This window comes from Rossellomorea aquimaris (assembly GCF_003315075.1).
Lineage (GTDB): Bacteria > Bacillota > Bacilli > Bacillales > Bacillaceae_B > Rossellomorea > Rossellomorea aquimaris_C.
In genome coordinates this window covers 57355-74037 of record NZ_QNRJ01000001.1, presented here as the reverse complement: position 1 = coordinate 74037, position 16683 = coordinate 57355, and the positions used below count along the sequence as shown (strand labels likewise).

Annotated in this window: 21 protein-coding genes; 3 read left to right on the top strand and 18 right to left on the bottom strand. The window is 41.8% G+C overall.

What is annotated here, in order from left to right; genetic code table 11:
* Positions 1 to 36 precede the first annotated feature (36 nt).
* From DET59_RS00360 to spoIIM, 15 genes are all read right to left on the bottom strand, one after another.
* Entirely contained in the window at positions 37 to 1515 is a 1479-nt protein-coding gene (locus DET59_RS00360; protein WP_142675553.1) for a spore germination protein, read from the bottom strand.
* Positions 1508 to 2077 carry a stage V sporulation protein SpoVABEA gene (gene spoVAEA, locus DET59_RS00355; RefSeq protein WP_113967619.1) on the bottom strand — a complete coding sequence of 190 codons (570 nt, stop codon included), beginning with the start codon at positions 2075 to 2077 and terminating at the stop codon, positions 1508 to 1510. Before spoVAEA ends, DET59_RS00360 begins: the two co-directional genes overlap by 8 nt.
* Before the next feature lie 22 nt (positions 2078 to 2099).
* Positions 2100 to 2522, bottom strand: a complete 423-nt coding sequence (locus DET59_RS00350; protein ID WP_113967618.1) for a stage V sporulation protein AB — start codon at positions 2520 to 2522, stop codon at positions 2100 to 2102.
* Positions 2512 to 3132, bottom strand: a complete 621-nt coding sequence (locus DET59_RS00345) for a stage V sporulation protein AA (RefSeq protein WP_113967616.1) — start codon at positions 3130 to 3132, stop codon at positions 2512 to 2514. The genes DET59_RS00350 and DET59_RS00345 overlap by 11 nt, the downstream gene beginning before the upstream one ends.
* Positions 3133 to 3404: 272 nt before the next feature.
* The gene (gene sigF, locus DET59_RS00340) at positions 3405 to 4169 is read right to left on the bottom strand and encodes an RNA polymerase sporulation sigma factor SigF (protein ID WP_113967614.1); all 765 of its coding nucleotides are present in this window, start codon (positions 4167 to 4169) and stop codon (positions 3405 to 3407) included.
* Between the two features lie 12 nt (positions 4170 to 4181).
* Complete coding sequence (gene spoIIAB / locus DET59_RS00335) at positions 4182 to 4625, bottom strand: anti-sigma F factor (RefSeq protein WP_113967612.1); 444 nt, start codon at positions 4623 to 4625, stop codon at positions 4182 to 4184.
* Between the two features lies 1 nt (position 4626).
* A complete protein-coding gene (gene spoIIAA / locus DET59_RS00330) occupies positions 4627 to 4977 on the bottom strand; it encodes an anti-sigma F factor antagonist (protein WP_113967610.1) in 351 nt (116 codons plus the stop codon).
* 134 nt (positions 4978 to 5111) lie between these two features.
* Positions 5112 to 6278 (bottom strand): D-alanyl-D-alanine carboxypeptidase family protein, encoded by a 1167-nt coding sequence (locus DET59_RS00325; RefSeq protein ID WP_113967609.1) that lies wholly within the window; start codon positions 6276 to 6278, stop codon positions 5112 to 5114.
* A gap of 484 nt (positions 6279 to 6762) precedes the next feature.
* On the bottom strand, positions 6763 to 8067 hold the full coding sequence (locus DET59_RS00320) for a pyrimidine-nucleoside phosphorylase (RefSeq protein WP_113967607.1): 1305 nt from the start codon (positions 8065 to 8067) through the stop codon (positions 6763 to 6765).
* 67 nt (positions 8068 to 8134) lie between these two features.
* Positions 8135 to 8953 carry a purine-nucleoside phosphorylase gene (locus tag DET59_RS00315; RefSeq protein WP_113967605.1) on the bottom strand — a complete coding sequence of 273 codons (819 nt, stop codon included), beginning with the start codon at positions 8951 to 8953 and terminating at the stop codon, positions 8135 to 8137.
* Between the two features lie 101 nt (positions 8954 to 9054).
* Positions 9055 to 10239 (bottom strand): phosphopentomutase, encoded by a 1185-nt coding sequence (deoB, locus tag DET59_RS00310; RefSeq protein ID WP_113967603.1) that lies wholly within the window; start codon positions 10237 to 10239, stop codon positions 9055 to 9057.
* Between the two features lie 209 nt (positions 10240 to 10448).
* On the bottom strand, positions 10449 to 11342 hold the full coding sequence (xerD, locus tag DET59_RS00305; RefSeq protein ID WP_113967601.1) for a site-specific tyrosine recombinase XerD: 894 nt from the start codon (positions 11340 to 11342) through the stop codon (positions 10449 to 10451).
* A 6-nt stretch (positions 11343 to 11348) separates the two neighbouring features.
* Entirely contained in the window at positions 11349 to 11576 is a 228-nt protein-coding gene (locus DET59_RS00300) for a YqzK family protein (RefSeq protein ID WP_113967599.1), read from the bottom strand.
* 194 nt (positions 11577 to 11770) lie between these two features.
* Positions 11771 to 12229 carry a ferric iron uptake transcriptional regulator gene (fur, locus tag DET59_RS00295; protein WP_113967597.1) on the bottom strand — a complete coding sequence of 153 codons (459 nt, stop codon included), beginning with the start codon at positions 12227 to 12229 and terminating at the stop codon, positions 11771 to 11773.
* Between the two features lie 111 nt (positions 12230 to 12340).
* Entirely contained in the window at positions 12341 to 12994 is a 654-nt protein-coding gene (gene spoIIM, locus DET59_RS00290) for a stage II sporulation protein M (protein ID WP_113967595.1), read from the bottom strand.
* A gap of 142 nt (positions 12995 to 13136) precedes the next feature.
* Between spoIIM and DET59_RS00285 the strand changes: the two genes are divergently transcribed.
* On the top strand, positions 13137 to 13712 hold the full coding sequence (locus DET59_RS00285; protein ID WP_181778006.1) for a GNAT family N-acetyltransferase: 576 nt from the start codon (positions 13137 to 13139) through the stop codon (positions 13710 to 13712).
* Positions 13713 to 13766: 54 nt separating this feature from the next.
* Here the strand turns inward: DET59_RS00285 and DET59_RS00280 are convergent, their stop codons facing one another.
* Positions 13767 to 14315, bottom strand: coding sequence for an NUDIX hydrolase (locus DET59_RS00280; RefSeq protein WP_113967593.1), 549 nt, complete (start codon positions 14313 to 14315; stop codon positions 13767 to 13769).
* Between the two features lie 82 nt (positions 14316 to 14397).
* Between DET59_RS00280 and mciZ the strand changes: the two genes are divergently transcribed.
* The gene (gene mciZ / locus DET59_RS00275; RefSeq protein WP_113967592.1) at positions 14398 to 14523 is read left to right on the top strand and encodes a Z-ring formation inhibitor MciZ; all 126 of its coding nucleotides are present in this window, start codon (positions 14398 to 14400) and stop codon (positions 14521 to 14523) included.
* Between the two features lie 79 nt (positions 14524 to 14602).
* The gene (locus DET59_RS00270; RefSeq protein ID WP_113967590.1) at positions 14603 to 15526 is read left to right on the top strand and encodes an aldo/keto reductase; all 924 of its coding nucleotides are present in this window, start codon (positions 14603 to 14605) and stop codon (positions 15524 to 15526) included.
* 133 nt (positions 15527 to 15659) lie between these two features.
* Here DET59_RS00270 and DET59_RS00265 read toward each other — a convergent pair whose 3' ends face one another.
* Together DET59_RS00265 and DET59_RS00260 are read right to left on the bottom strand one after the other, a co-directional pair.
* Positions 15660 to 15890, bottom strand: a complete 231-nt coding sequence (locus DET59_RS00265) for a YqkE family protein (RefSeq protein ID WP_113967588.1) — start codon at positions 15888 to 15890, stop codon at positions 15660 to 15662.
* Positions 15891 to 16006: 116 nt separating this feature from the next.
* Positions 16007 to 16669: a CoA transferase subunit B gene (locus tag DET59_RS00260; RefSeq protein WP_113967586.1), complete on the bottom strand. Its 663-nt coding sequence runs from the start codon at positions 16667 to 16669 to the stop codon at positions 16007 to 16009.
* Between the last annotated feature and the right edge of the window lie 14 nt (positions 16670 to 16683).

The following is a 16683-nucleotide window of genomic DNA, read 5'->3' as shown; positions in this document are numbered from 1 at the left end:
GTAATTTACCACAGAATGAGAGTTGTTGCAATATTTCTAAGATTTCGCCGGTTGCTTATACTTATTTCTCGGCTGCACAATGCTAGGTCTGATTTTGGCTCCCGGCATAGAGCGGCGAATCAGGATTTGCATGAATGCTATAGGACTGAATGGCATTAACGGCCATAGATATGGAGTGTTTAAAGACTTTATATTTGTAACGAATAAGATAAAAAGTGTGGTACCCACCATCAGTCCCGGAATATGGAAGAAGGCTACTGCAATAAGAAGGAACAGTCTGGCCATCTTGTTCGCGGCACTCAATTCATAGCTTGGTGTAGCGAATGTTCCTATTGATGCAACGGCTACATACAGGATGACTTCCGGTTGAAATAATCCTACATCAATGGCTATTTGTCCAATTAAGACTGCCGCTATCAGACCCATTGCTGTGGATAATGGGGTTGGAGTATGAATGGCTGCCACCCTGAACATTTCAACCCCGAAATCCGCTATGAACAACTGAACAATAACGGGAATATTCGTCTGTTCATTTGGTCCTACGAATTTAATAACCTCAGGTAAGAGGGATGGATCCAACACAAATAGATACCATAGAGGGAGTAAAAATAGCGAGGCTAATATCCCAAGGAATCTAGTCCATCTGACAAATGTCCCGACAGCCGGTGATTGTCTATATTCCTCCGCATGCTGAAGATGATGGAAATATGTCGTTGGTGTAATGATGACACTCGGCGAAGTATCAACAAAAATAAGAACATGCCCTTCTAATAAGTGAGTGGCTGCGACGTCTGCTCTTTCTGTGTATCGAACAAGTGGATAAGGATTATATCCTTGTTTCACAAGGAACTCTTCAACCGTTTTATCCGCCATCGTTAATCCGTCGATCTTAATACTTTTCAATTCTTTCTTGATGACTTCAATTAAGCTGGGGTTTGCCACATCATTTATATAAGCAATGGAAATGTCAGTTTTAGATCGTTCTCCGATACGAAATATTTCAAACCTCAATCGTGGATCCCGAATTCTTCGTCTTGTCAAAGCGGTATTCACAATAATATTCTCTACATACCCATCACGGGAACCACGGACTACCTTTTCCGTATCAGGCTCTGAAGGCTGTCGCCCGGGGTAACTACGAACATCAACAATGATTGCCTCATCATAGCCTTCGACAAAGACTGCTATTAGTCCTGATAGCACTTCGTCAACTGCTTCTTCAATCGTTTTAACCGGCTCAACCGATTGATGAACAAGTCGATTATGTACAATTTCATATAATCGGCTCGTTGCACGCTCATGATCATTGATCTCAACGAGTTCCTCCACGATTTGAATAATGTAGGAAGCATCAGTCAACCCGTTTATATAGTAAATGTGCACTCCTTTTTTCAAAATCATGAGTTTACGTACACCTAAATCAAAACTTTTGTTTAATCCTACATGATTCTTCATGTACTCTTCTATAACTGCTAAATCTTTTGATATTGGTGTTTCTTTCGTTTTCTCAGGCATGATATCCGCTCCTTTCCAAGATGATTTCAACAGCCTTTTTCGTAATGGGCGAACCTTGTGAGTAGTCATCCCTTTTGGCCATTTTGCCAATGTCACCAATTCCGACAATAACGGGAACATCCAGTTCATCAAGGCAATAAACCGTATCACCCGTTAACCTTCCCAAATCCATTTCAGGTACACCGAATTTATCCACCCCATATGGAGTTAATTCACCAAATTTATCAATGCACACATCCACTCTTGTCCATTCGGCCTGCCTGGTTTTACTTGCTACCGCAATGATACCGAGCACGTCTATGCCAGGGTGATTCGCAACATGCTTCAGTGCTCTTTCGCCTGCTCCTTCTCCAATAAATCCACTATCATCAAACATGACAAAGACGGGGTCATTCTTTGCACTTCCGATTAATTTCACAATCTCTGGTCCTGATAATACAGAAGGATTTCCTTTAGAGCTTGAGATACATCGTCCTCCATACTCTTTTGCCACGCACTCGATTGCCCGCTTGGCATATTCATCTCCATCTGTAATCAGGATCACTTTTCTATTTTCGTCCATATGAACCCCTGCCTCTTGCTGTTTATTGATGAACCAAGTAGAGCCAATGAAAAAGTGAGCCGACAATTTTCCCAAATACAATCGCCATTATGAGAATGACGATTTGACCTTCAATCCCAATCCGCTTTGCGAGGATCGGGAACACATTCAATACCTCTGTTAATGCAGCCGCCAACAGCCCGATGAACACTCCGCTCGCTAAACCTATGGGCATAAGAACGAATGGGGAAAAGTGCAGCGTATAATTATTTAAGCTGACAAATCCTCCTGCCAGTGCACCTGTAATGACAGCCAGTTCATAGTGGTGAATCATTTTCATTGTTTTTGTTAACTGAGTTAACCTTGGGATGATTCCTAATACGGTTAGAAAAGCTACAAACCCGGAACCGACGGCAAGTCCTCCAGCAAAACCAATAAATACTGTAATCAATACGTTAATGGTCATCTAATTTTTTCTGACTTTCTTTATTTTCATTCATGATCACATACTGATCTAAATCCTGCTGGTAGTTAAACATTTCAACTTCTAGTGGACTCGGCTCTTCATTAAGTCTCTTTCGAAACACATGGTTGAAAAATAAGATCATCCCAAGGCCTAAACCGAATGAATAGGGAACTTGAAACAGTAATGGATGAGGATCTTCATCCCCAGTTACAAAATGATACAGCCTTTGATGAACCTCCCTCATACTTACATCTTCATGAAAATTCATAATTGCCAAGGCTGCACCGATGAATAATAGTAACCAAACGCCAATGAAGAGCGGAAGAGAGATTTTCTTTTTCTCATAGATCACTTCAATAATACTTTGTGTGGGTCCAATCGTTTGAATATCAAGATCTGAGAAGTTCTTGCATATTTCTCTTATCACTCTCATGACATCGACCACAATGATATTCTTATCAGATGCTGTCACTTGATGAATCGGGATTTGCCTTAATTCTTCCAGAATATTTTCAGGTGCTATGATTTGAGCAAGCTGTCCAAGCTTGACTGTACTCTCTTCCCTTACCTGCACTCGATGACGTAAGCGTATATACAAAATACCTTCCATGCAGTTCACTTCCTGAAAACATGATTTTCCCTTCGTACCAATAGTATGGATTAACGGAAATAATTTATGTAATGGCTGCGTGTGGCATGTTGAGATGAATGGAGGAGGAAGGGAGAAATAGTATAGTTTTTGAAGGTGGAGCTTTTGAAAATGGAAACAATTTCAAAGGGAGAATGTGGGGTCAATAGAAAGCCAACTTTTGTATTGAATAAGAAAATAAAAATAACCTTGTCGTTTCAACATGATTCTTTGAAACAACAAGGTTATTTTGCCTAAGATTCTGTATGCATATGATCTTTCATTGTTTGTAATATCTTCTTCTCCAGTCTCGATACCTGGACCTGGGATATACCCAGTCGATCTGCCACTTCCGATTGGGTTTGGTCTTTGTAATATCTTAAATACACAATCAGCCGTTCCCGATCATCCAGTTCCCTAATGGCTTCTTTTAAGGCAATTTTGTCAAACCATTTATTATCGCTATTATCTGCAATCTGATCCAAAAGGGTAATGGGATCTCCATCATTTTCATAAACGGTTTCATGAATGGAAGAAGGGGCTCTGCTTGCTTCCTGAGCCATAATGACCTCTTCAACCGAATACTCCAGATGTTCGGCAAGCTCACTCACCGTCGGAACCCTCCCGAATTTCTTGGAAAGTTCATCCTTGGCTTTACGAATCTTGTTTCCCATTTCCTTCAGTGAACGACTTACCTTTACAGTTCCGTCATCCCGGATGAACCGCTGGATTTCACCAATTATCATCGGAACGGCATATGTTGAAAACTTGACGTCGTAGCTTAAATCAAACTTATCGACTGATTTCAGCAACCCGATACTGCCTATCTGAAAGAGATCATCAGGCTCATATCCCCGATTGAGGAAGCGCTGGACGACGGACCATACTAAACGCATGTTCTTCTGGACGATCAAGTCCCGGGCACTTTGGTCACCGTCCTGGCTCTGCTTTATGAGCTCTTTCACCTCATGATCCTTCAGAAAGGTCTGTTCCTTTTCTTTCTTAACTTCGACATCCATGGGCACGACTCCTTAATTGCATAGCGCTTTACTATTGGTCAAGTGCTTCTTTAGTCTTACCGTGGTGCCTGTACCTGGGTGTGATGACACTTCTATTTCATCCATGAAATTTTCCATGATGGTAAAGCCCATTCCAGAACGCTCAAGCTCAGGTTTGGACGTGAACAACGGTTGACGGGCTTCCTCTACATCACCAATCCCGACTCCTTCATCGCGGATGGTCATATCGATGTACCCATTTTCTTCCATAATGACAGAAATATAGACGGTACCATTCGGTCTGTTGTCATATCCGTGAATGATGGCATTTGTAACAGCTTCAGATACGACTGTCTTGATTTCAGTCAACTCATCCATCGTCGGATCCAGCTGTGCAATAAATGAAGCAACGGTAACTCTGGCAAAGGACTCATTTTGGCTTAAAGAACTGAATTGAATGTTCATTTCATTTCTCATGTCAGGCGACCCCCAATCTTTGTAATGCGTTTTCTTCAGACGGCTCAAGACGTATAATCTTAAACAATCCGGACATTTCAAATAATCGGTTTACAGAAGGGGAGATCGCACACACGACCATTTCTCCATGCTTTTGTTTAATCTGCTTGTATCGACCCAAAATCACACCTAATCCTGAACTATCCATAAAGCTCAGTTCCTCTAAATTCAAAATGATATGCTTCACATTCTCACTTTCAATCAGATTCGAAGCTTTTTCCCTAAGCTCATCGGCAGTATGATGATCCAGCTCACCACTTAAACGAATACACAAAACATCTTTTTTGACTTCTAAGTTAATAGCAAGACTCACTATCAGAAAGCCTCCTTCTCTGTCGTATAGTGAGTCATTTCGCTATTCTTTTAGTGAATTCCTTCTCCATGACAAAACTAGAAGGAATTCGTCATAATTAGAGGTTATTTTTATCCTAAATCGTAAAGACGCTTTTACTTTCCAACTTTCGTGAATAGGCCAAAGGATTTTTTGTACAGCTCCCACCAGCTTGCATCATTTACATTCTTCTTTGCGACGAGAGTGCTTTCCAACACTTTTTCTCCTTTGTTCATGATGACAAGGGTCCCGACTTTATCTCCTTTTTTGATAGGAGCCTTCAGGTCTTTAGAGAGTGTTATCTTCTGTTCTACTTTATCCAGTTTTTCACCTTTTTGCGTTAACAGGGAGATGGGCTCTTCCGTCACTGCAGCCACTCTGTTTTGTTTCCCTTTAGATACTTTCACCTGTGCCAGGGAGTCTCCTTTTTTAAAGAGAGGTTTGGTTGAATACTGATTGAAGGCATAATCCAGCATTTTACTCACCTCGTTGTTTCTCTCTTTAGGAGTCGGTGCTCCGAACACGACAGCAATGACTCTCATATTATCTTTCTTCGCCGTTGCCGTTAAGCAGTATTTCGCTTCATTGGTGAATCCGGTTTTCAGTCCATCCACGCCGTCATAAAAACGAACCAATTTATTCGTATTCACCAACCAGAATTTTTTATCCGTATCTTCACGTAAGTACGATTCATAGCTGCCTGTGAACTTGGTGATTCCTTCATATTTTAGAAGTTCCTTGGCCATCATGGACATGTCATGGGCCGAACTATAATGATCTTTGGACGGTAAGCCTGTCGGGTTTTTGAACCGAGTGTCTTTTAACCCAAGCTCTTCTACCTTTTTGTTCATTTTTTCAACAAAGGCTTCTTCACTTCCTGATATATGTTCCGCCATGGCTACTGATGCATCATTGGCTGAACCAATCGCAATCCCCTTAAGCATTTCTTCAACCGTCATGCTTTCACCGGGCTCCAGGAAGATTTGTGATCCACCCATCGATGCGGCATATTCACTCGCCCGAACACTGTCTTCCCACTTTATTTGACCTTTATCAAGGGCTTCCATGATCAACATCATTGTCATAATCTTAGTCATGGATGCTGGCGCCAGCTTTTCATGGCTATTCTTCTCATATAATACCGTTCCAGTATCCCGCTCAATCAAAACAGCTGATTTCGCTACCTCAGCTAATTCCGACTTCTTCTCCTGGGCAAACCCCATTGAAGGAAACAAAAAAGCTGCTAAAACAAATGTAACCACTATATACGCAAAACGTTTCATCCAACTGTCCTCCAATCAAATCTCGTTTTAAATCAATACTCATAGACCCATTTTTTCCAACTGCATCATTTTTATACAAACATTGGTAAAAAAGTGAGGTTAGACCATGAATGATAGATGGTAAGTGATGAAAATGGTTGAAAGATGGTTAAATACACAGGGGGATCCTTCAAAAAAGGGATGAAACGAGGTGTTTTTCATCAAGGTCATTGAGATGCAGCATTTTTGTCGGGTGAAATCAGCTCTTTTGAGTTTGAGAGACTGCTATTGAAAGTTGATTGCGTCATTTACACGAGTAATTGCGTCAAAATTCAATTAATTGCGTCTGTTTGAGAAGTAATTGCGTCAATTTGGACGTTAATTGCGTCTTCCACACCTGGAATTGCTGATTTTACCATAATTTAGTAAATTTTATACTCATAAAAAATAGCCTCTGCCAAAGAGAAATAATCCTCTTGGCAAAGGCCACGCTCAAAATTAATAATCAACCTGTGATTTCAGTATGAATCAACGTAGGTGCTTTCACTTGTTGGGATGTTACTTTAATGCTTTCGTATAATTTCTCTTTTACATTGTCGATATTCTCATCATTACTATAGATCGTCACAAGAGAATCTCCCGTTTTGACAGAATCACCGATCTTCTTACGCAACTCAAGACCAACCGCTAAATCGATCACGGAATCTTTTGTTGCACGACCTGCTCCTAACCACATAGCCGCCGTTCCTACTGCATCAGCCACAATTTCTGATACATAACCATCTTCTTTCGCTTCAAGCTCAACCTTATATTGCGCCTGTGGAAGTTTTGATGGTTCATCCACAACGGATGGGTCTCCACCTTGTGATTCCAGGAATACTTTGAAATTCTCAAGAGCTGATCCATCTTCAATCGCTTTCTGTAATAGCTCTCTCGCTTCTTCCAAAGTTGATGCTTTTTCAGCAAGATAAACCATATGACTTCCCAGAGTTAAGCATAATTCTGTTAAGTCTTCTGGGCCTTCACCTTTTAATGTATCGATCGCTTCTTTCACTTCAAGGGCATTTCCGATCGCGAAGCCCAGTGGCTGACTCATATCCGAAATGACCGCCATTGTTTTTCTGCCGACGTTGTTTCCGATATTCACCATTGCTTTGGCAAGGTCTTTTGAATCGTCCAGTGTTTTCATGAAAGCTCCGGCACCCGTTTTCACATCAAGTACGATAGCATCCGCACCAGCAGCTATTTTCTTACTCATGATGGAACTTGCGATCAGAGGAATGCTATTGACCGTTGCCGTCACATCACGTAATGAATAAAGCTTTTTATCAGCCGGTGTTAAATTACCACTTTGTCCGATAACGGCTAACTTATTTTTGTTCACCAATCGGATGAATTCATCGTTTTCAATTTCCACATGGAAACCTTCGACGGACTCAAGCTTATCGATGGTTCCTCCAGTGTGTCCAAGTCCTCGTCCACTCATCTTCGCTACAGGTACTCCAACGGAAGCAACCAGTGGTCCGAGAACCAGGGTCGTTGTATCACCCACACCGCCTGTAGAGTGCTTGTCTACTTTAATTCCTTCAATGGCAGACAAATCGATTTGATCTCCTGATTCGACCATTGCCATCGTCAGGTCCGCTCTTTCTCTGTCGCTCATGTCTTTGAAGAAGATGGCCATTGTCAGGGCACTTACCTGATAATCAGGGATGCTTCCATCTGTATAACCTTCAACGATAAATTTTATTTCTTCTGTAGAGAGTTCCCCGCCTTCACGCTTCTTCTCTATTAAGTCAACCATTCTCATTGTATTCACCCGCTCTTCTAGTATTGTCAAAGGGAAGTCCCTTTAGTTTTCGATTTGAATTGTACAACTATTGGATTGATTTTACGATTTCTTTTACATATGCCAGGAAGTTTGCACGAACCATTTCGGTTGTTTCAATCACTTCATCATGGGAAAGAGGTTGGTCAAGGATACCTGCCGCCATATTTGAAATGCATGAGATTCCAAGCACTTTCATTCCTCCGTGGCGGGCTACGATTACTTCAGGTACAGTCGACATTCCTACTGCATCTCCTCCAAGTGTACGGGCAAGACGAACTTCAGCTGGCGTTTCGTATACAGGACCTGTATTCCCCACATATACACCTTCTTGCACTTCAATTGAAAGCTTCCCTGCGATTTCTTTCGCTTTTTGACGCAGTTCTTTACAATATGCTTCTGACATATCCGGGAATCTAGGTCCTAAGCGGGAATCGTTTGACCCAATTAGTGGATTGCCCCCCATATTATTAATATGATCCGTGATCAGCATCAAGTCTCCAGCCTTAAAGCTCTCATTCACTCCACCGGCTGCATTTGTGACGATTAAGACTTCGACGCCAAGTTCTTTCATAACACGGACGGGGAATGTGACTTTATCGAATCCGTACCCTTCGTAGTAATGAAAGCGCCCTTGCATGGCTACGACTTCCTGACCCGCCAATTGACCGAACACAAGCTGGCCTGCGTGTCCTGCCACTGTCGAAACAGGAAAGTCAGGGATTTCTTTATAAGGTATTTTCACTGAATTTTGGATTTCATCAGCTAACACACCCAACCCTGAACCAAGGATGAGTCCGATCTTCGGTTGGCCTGTGTATTGATTTTTCAAATGGTTTGCTGCATTTTGGATGTTTTCGAAATTCATATTCATTACTCCTTTTATTATCATTCAACGTAAAGAGGAGGAAATGGGCCGATGTTCCGCACCTTCATCCCTCTCCCTTTCTATATTTTTCCCAGGAAAACCTATTTCAATTGTGATAAGAAGCTTCGACCAAACTTCGGCATGGTCACATTAAAGTTGTCTGCCACGGTAGCGCCGATATCAGCGAATGTTTCAGAGATAGGCAGCTCTTTCCCACCGTCAGAACGTTTTGAATAAACGAGAAGTGGAACGTATTCTCTTGTATGGTCTGTTCCTGGAGCGGTCGGATCGTTCCCGTGATCGGCTGTAATGATAAGAAGATCATCTTCCGTCATTTTCTCTAACACTTCAGGAAGCCGTGCATCAAATTCTTCTAACGCCTTTCCGTATCCTTCTGGATCGCGACGATGTCCGAATAATGCATCGAAATCGACAAGATTCAGGAAGCTTAAGCCGGTGAAGTCTTGATCGAATGATTCAATGAGTCCGTCCATTCCGTGCATATTATGCTTTGTACGGATCGATTCAGTCACTCCTTCGCCATTAAAAATATCTGAAATTTTACCAATGGCGATCACGTCAAACCCGGAATCCTTCAGTTCATTCATGACGGTACGGTTAAAAGGTTTTAACGCATAGTCGTGACGATTGGATGTGCGTTTGAACTCGCCTGGTTCGCCAACGAATGGACGAGCAATCACACGACCAACAAGATATTCCTCTTCTTTCGTGATTTCACGGGCGATTTCACAAATTTTATACTGCTCTTCAATTGGAATGATGTCTTCATGAGCGGCAATTTGAAGGACAGGATCTGCAGAAGTATAGACAATAAGAGCTCCTGTTTCCATATGCTCTTTTCCTAACTCTTCAATGATCTCAGTTCCGCTTGCAGGCTTATTTCCAATGATCTTTCTTCCTGTCTCGGCTTCAAGTTTTTGAATTAATTTTTCAGGGAAACCGTCTGGATACGTTTTGAACGGTTTATCAATATTAAGACCCATTATTTCCCAATGTCCAGTCATCGTGTCTTTCCCGACAGACGCTTCCTGCATTTTCGTGAAGTATGCTAACGGCTTGTCAGCTTTTTCAATTCCCTTCACTTCTTTAATATTCGAAAGTCCCAGTTTCCCCATATTGGGCATGTTCAGTCCATTCATATGTTCAGCAATGTGCCCAATCGTATCCGATCCAATATCATTGAATAGGTCGGCATCCGGCGCCTCACCTATGCCCACTGAGTCCATGACGATCAGATGAACTCTTTTGTATGTATAGTTACTCATTCAAATAAACCTCCTATATGTACTTCCTTATTTAAAAAAGCGGTTACATTTTTTAATCTTTAATCGTATCTTACCCTTAACTGCATTATAGCAATCGACAGGATTTAACGTCAGAAGTCTGACATCTACATTCTACTTTTTCCTTTCCAAAAAAACAAGAGAGATCCCTTAAAGAATACTATTTTCTTTAAGACATCTCTCTTCAACTTTTAAGCCCGCGGATGAAATTGTGAGTATACATCCTTTAAGCGTGTTTTCGTTACATGTGTATAGATTTGTGTGGTGGAAATATCTGCATGACCGAGCATTTCCTGTACTGCCCGGAGGTCTGCCCCATTTTCCAATAAATGGGTTGCGAATGAGTGCCTGAGTGTATGAGGAGTCAGATCCTTTTCAATATTGGCTTTTTTTGCAAGAGCTTTTAAGTTCTTCCAGAAACCTTGTCTTGTCAGGCCTTTACCATGATGATTTAAAAACAGGTGATCATCCCGATGCTTCTTGCTTCTTAATTTCAACCGGGCATCCCCTAAGTATTTCTCCAAAACATTCATTGCCGTTTGTCCGATGGGGATAATCCGTTCTTTATTCCCTTTTCCTATACATCGGACAAATCCCATGGTCAAGTGGACATCATCCAGCTTTAGTTGAATGAGTTCACTTACCCTGATACCTGTCGCATAAAGGATTTCAAGCATCGCTTTATCTCTCATCCCCAGTGGTGTAGATTCCTCAGGGGCTTCGAGTAAAGCTTCCACTTCGGCTATGCTTAAAATCTTCGGAAGCGTCCGCTCTGTTTTCGGTGTCTCGATATGCACAGTTGGATCTTGTTCCGTCGCTTTCTCTCTTAACAAAAATTGATGGAAGGATCGGATTGATGCAACATGACGTGCAACTGTCTTTGAAGATTTCCCCTGACTCTTTAAGTGGCCGAGAAATTGGACTATGTTCATTCTCGAAACGGCGTTCAGTTCCGATATTTCTTCCACCTTCGCTAAGTATAGTGCATAATTCTTTAAGTCACGCTGGTACGACTCTATCGTATTTTTGGCCAGTCCTTTTTCTACTATTAAAAAGTGCATGAAATCTTGAATATGGTCTTCCACACTGCATTACTCCCCGTTCATATAAAAAAATAATAGCCGATCATACCAATGGCTTTCTTCATCCGTCACAGAAGAATACACCTTGACTGCTGCGCCCTCGGGTTCATCATATCTGTGATAGCCTTCGTATTCTTCACTGATCCACATAATACCATAGTAAAACAAAATCGTTGATCCAGTAAATAAAATAAACACTTTAATGGTCTGCCATACCATTTGAATTCCTTTTATCATCTTGTCGTCCTCCATATTCATCGGTACTAACGTCTATTAATACAAGCTATGACGTTTTTAATCTGTTTTATACCTTATGGAGTTAAAACGGTGAAAATTTCTGGCCATGTATATAAAAAAGCCTTAAAGAGTATGTATGGGATGTTTCAAATGAGAAACAACGACAGGAATCTTTAAGGCTTTTCGGCATCATCTTATTCTTCTGGATCCTCTTCTTTATCCTGGCATCTGGAACAAATACCATGAAAGGTAAGGCGGTGATCTTTTATTTTAAATTTCCAATCACGTTCAACAATCGCTTCCACGTCTTCTAAGAGATCTTCTTGTATTTCATCGACCGCTCCACATTCAATGCATACTAAATGATGATGAAAGTGAGCTGCCCCTTCTTGCCTGAGATCATAACGCGATACACCATCGCCAAAATTGATTTTATCCACAATTTTCAGTTCAGATAGCAATTCCAACGTACGATATACGGTTGCCAGTCCAATTTCCGGAGATTTTTCCTTAACGAGGAGGTATACATCTTCGGCGCTGAGGTGATCTTCTTCATGTTCCAATAACACGCGTACCGTTGCTTCGCGCTGCGGCGTAAGCTTGTAGCTGGCAGAATGAAGTTGCTTTTTGATTCTTTCAATACGGCTTTCCATAGTCCTCTCCTCCCTCGTCAATGTCCTTACTATTATATCAAAAAGGGAGGAATAAGCAAAATAAAATTATTATAATTAAACAAATAAAACGATTCTTATATAAGAATCGTTTTATTTTATTTTCGAAATAACCGCTTCCATTAAGTTAGGAGAAAGATACGCTTCAATGCTTGCTGCAATCGTGACAATCCCTATCGCCACCACCAAGAAAATCACGTATCTGGATAAGAACGGAATCATTTGAAATTGCATGGATGATGTCTGCCTCATGAAGATCTTTCGAATCAGCGTAAGGGAGAAACTGGCGCTGATCGCTCCGATGAAAATAAACGCCGGAATAATAATGATATTTTGCGGTAAGACGCTGACAAAGGATAATAAAAACCCGCTCCATCCCATTTGATTCACAAGGAAACCTACTGAAAATCCAACCACTACACCCTTCATAAATAATAGAACGAAGATGAGGGGGAGTCCAATAATCGAGATTCCCAGTAACCACATCAGTCCGAGATACTTTACATTATGAAGGAAGCTCTGACGGAATAGCTCTTCTGCTGACGTCATACTGCCATCTTCCATTTCGCTGAAGAACTTACTTAAATAGAAATAAAGGTCTTCTTTTTGGGCAAATGACAAGGAATTGACCACGATTGCCCCAAAAATGATCCCCATTAGAAACAGCGTAATGATAAATAAATAGATTGAGGAATGTGCTTGTACATGTTGAACGAGTGGATTTGAATTTGATATTTTTTTGCGCATCACAGTGCTCCTCCTAGATATCGATTACTAATCTATATGTAGGGAGGGACACGTTTATTCTTCTCTCTTCTATTCTATTGAACTTCCATGGGGATAACCGTATAATCATAGAAACCTTATGGTGGAAGTGGAGGAGCATATTATGAGAATTCCAAGTTTAATCGAGTTTCCCGATAGGATTGAAACGCCCCGCCTTTATATTAGACCGTGCCTGCCCGGAGACGGATCAGACGTCTTTGATGCCATCTCAGAATCAAGAAATGAATTAAAACCCTGGCTTCCCTTCGCCCGTAAAGAACAATCCCTGGAAGAAGTGGAGGCGGGAGTACGGGATTCCTATGCAGAATTCATAAAGAAGACCGACATTCGACTACATATTTATCTGAAAGAAACAGATGAATTTATTGGATCTACAGGACTGCACCGCATCGATTGGCATGTGCCAAAAGTGGAGATCGGATATTGGCTTCATACGAAGCACACGAAAAAAGGGTATATCGTTGAAGCGGTAAACGCGTTGACACATTTCGCCTTAAATGACCTCTCCTGCCAGCGGGTGGAAATTCGCTGTGATGAGAGAAATGCAGGTTCCAAAAGAGTACCTGAAAAACTGGGATTTACGCTTGAAGGCATCATTCGTCATGATCATCTTGATGAAAATGGGAAAGATGCACGTAATACGTGTGTTTATTCGCTTATTCCAGGGGACCTCAATTAAGATTTGATTACCGCATGAAAACAGGACAGCCTTTTTTGGCTGTCCTGTTCTCTCTTATTTTGTAAGCTTCTGCAGTTGCAGATATTGAACGGCATAAGCCGTTTTTGCATCGTAAATCCGCTGTTCCTTTATAAGCTGCACCGCTTCCTCGACTGTTACTTCAATCAACTCTACAAATTCATCTTCATCCGTTTCTTTCGATTCCTGAATGGGATAAAGGTCGTGAGCGATATACAAGTGAACCAGCTCATCTGCAAATCCGGGAGACGTGTAAAACGAAATCAAATGCTCCAGGTTCCCACAACCGTAGCCCGTTTCTTCTTCCAATTCACGAAGGGCTGTTTTACCGGGCTCTTCCCCCGGCTCTAGCTTCCCTGCAGGAATTTCGATGATGGATTTCTCCAACGCTTTGCGATATTGCTCTACCATGACAAGTTTCCCCTCTGGTGTTAATGCAATAACGGCAACAGCCCCAGGATGCTTAATCAGTTCCCTCTTGGAAGTCTTTCCATTGGGAAGCTCTACTTCATCCACCTGAAGATCAATGATTTTCCCTTGATAGATGGTTTCTGTTTTAATCGTCTTTTCTTCAAATTTTTTCATCCGCTCAACTCTCCTTGTTCTGTCATTGACCTTGTCCTCATACATTTTACCATATCCTATTCGAGGATCGAGGTGAAACCCCTTGAAGGTGATTGCTGAAAAAGACCGGATCATCCTGGTAGGTAAAGCATGGGAAATCAGGGAGAAGCTGAAGCAATATAATCAAACCTATTCCACGGTGAAGGAATGGATCGAAGCCAATCGTTGAAACCAGCCGTATCTTTTGTTTAATCGTCCCGACTTTCGTTAATATAATAGAGAGTGCTAATGTCGAAAGGACGGATACAATGGAAAAAAGACAAATAGGAAACTCCGATTTATTTGTATCAAAGATGGGACTCGGTTGTATGTCACTTGGAACCGAAGAGAAAGCTGCCAAGGAAATTGTGCAACATGCTTTAGAGAATGGGATCAATTATCTTGATACCGCTGATTTATATGATTTTGGTCAAAATGAAGAAATTGTGGGTAACGCCATCCGCGAGGTCCGAGATGACATCATTCTTGCCACAAAGGTAGGAAATCGCTGGGATGACGTGGAAGATGGCTGGCGCTGGGATCCTTCCAAATCCTATATCAAGTCTGCCGTCAAGGATAGCTTAGCCCGCCTGAAAGTGGACTATATCGATCTTTATCAGCTTCATGGCGGGACGATTGAAGATCATTTTGAAGAAACGATCGAGGCTTTTGAAGAATTAAAGAGTGAAGGTTTGATCCGCCATTATGGAATCTCCTCCATTCGGCCGAATGTCATTAAGCGATTCCTGAAGAGTTCTTCCTTAGAGAGCGTGATGATGCAGTACAGCTTACTGGATCGCCGCCCGGAAGAATGGATGGACCTATTGGATGAGAATAAGGTGAGTATCGTGGCCCGGGGGCCATTGGCAAAAGGACTTCTTTCTGAGAAAATGCTCTCCAAAGCTTCTGCGAAAATGAAAGAGAGTGGGTATCTGGACTATTCTTATCAAGAGCTTCAAGAAACGATCGAGTCCATTCATAGTAAAATGGGAGACCAACGCAAAATGAATGAGCTTGCCCTCCAATATATTCTTTCACACCAATCGGTTGCAGCAGTGGTTCCTGGAGCCAGTTCTGTTCAGCAGCTTCAAGAGAATATTGATGCTGCCAATGCGAATCCAATATCTACTGAGGAGTTGGATGTGCTTAAACACTTAACTAAATTATCACGGTATGAGCAACATAGGGATTGAGTGAACAAAAAATAAGCGGGTCAGGGTTCTTAATTCCCTTCCCGCTTATTTTTTTTCATACCAATTGAACGCTTTTCTGTTTCGAATTTTTCTTTCCATTCTGCTTGATGTGGTACTACTTTTACATCCCTCATCAATCCTTGTAACTCTTCCAATCCATACTGCTTTCATTCAGCAGCTCTTCAAAGCTCTTATTCTTCTCCCGCTGCTTCTTCTCTTCTATTTTTCTAAGACGCTCTTCTTCCTTTTTCACAGACTCTACTTTTTCAAGCTCTTTCTTCTTCTGCTTTAATTGTTCGAATAGATCCTGGTTGATGGAATTCTTTAACGTCATTTCTGCTTCCTGTTTCTTTTTCTTAGACATGCGCTGACTCCCCCTATCTGTCATAGTTATAAATCTTTTTTTAGTTTTAGTCAAAAATCAGGCTCAAAAAAAGCCGGTCAAAAGAGGAACATGCCCCTTATAACCGACTCTCTCCATCAATAGGCTTCCAATTTCACATCTTCTCCTACAATCAATGTCGCATCCGTTGATGATTGGATATCTTCCACGGAGAAGCCATTCGCCACTTCACGAAGCAATAAGCCTTCTTCCGTCACATCCATCACGGCACGATCGGTGATGATCCGGTGGACGACGCCTTTTCCTGTTAAAGGCAAGGTGCATTCTTTCAGGATCTTGCTCTCACCGGCTTTATTCACGTGCTCCATGATGACGATGATGCGCTGGGCGCCATGGACGAGATCCATTGCTCCACCCATCCCTTTGATCATTTTCCCAGGTATCATCCAGTTGGCAAGATCACCATTTTCGGCTACTTCCATTCCACCCAGGATGGCAATATTGATATGGCCTCCACGAATCATCCCGAATGATTCCGAGCTATGAAAGTAAGAGGAGCCTGGAATTGCCGTAACGGTTTCTTTCCCGGCGTTGATGAGATCTGCATCGACTTCTTCTTCCTCAGGATATGGGCCGATTCCAAGTAATCCATTTTCAGATTGAAGGACAACCTGTTTGTTTTCTGTTATATAATTGGCTACCAGTGTAGGCATCCCGATTCCTAAATTGACATAGAAACCATCTTCTATTTCCTTTTCCGCTCTTCTTGCTATTCTTTCACGCATTTTGGCACGATCCATCCCGTTCCACTCTC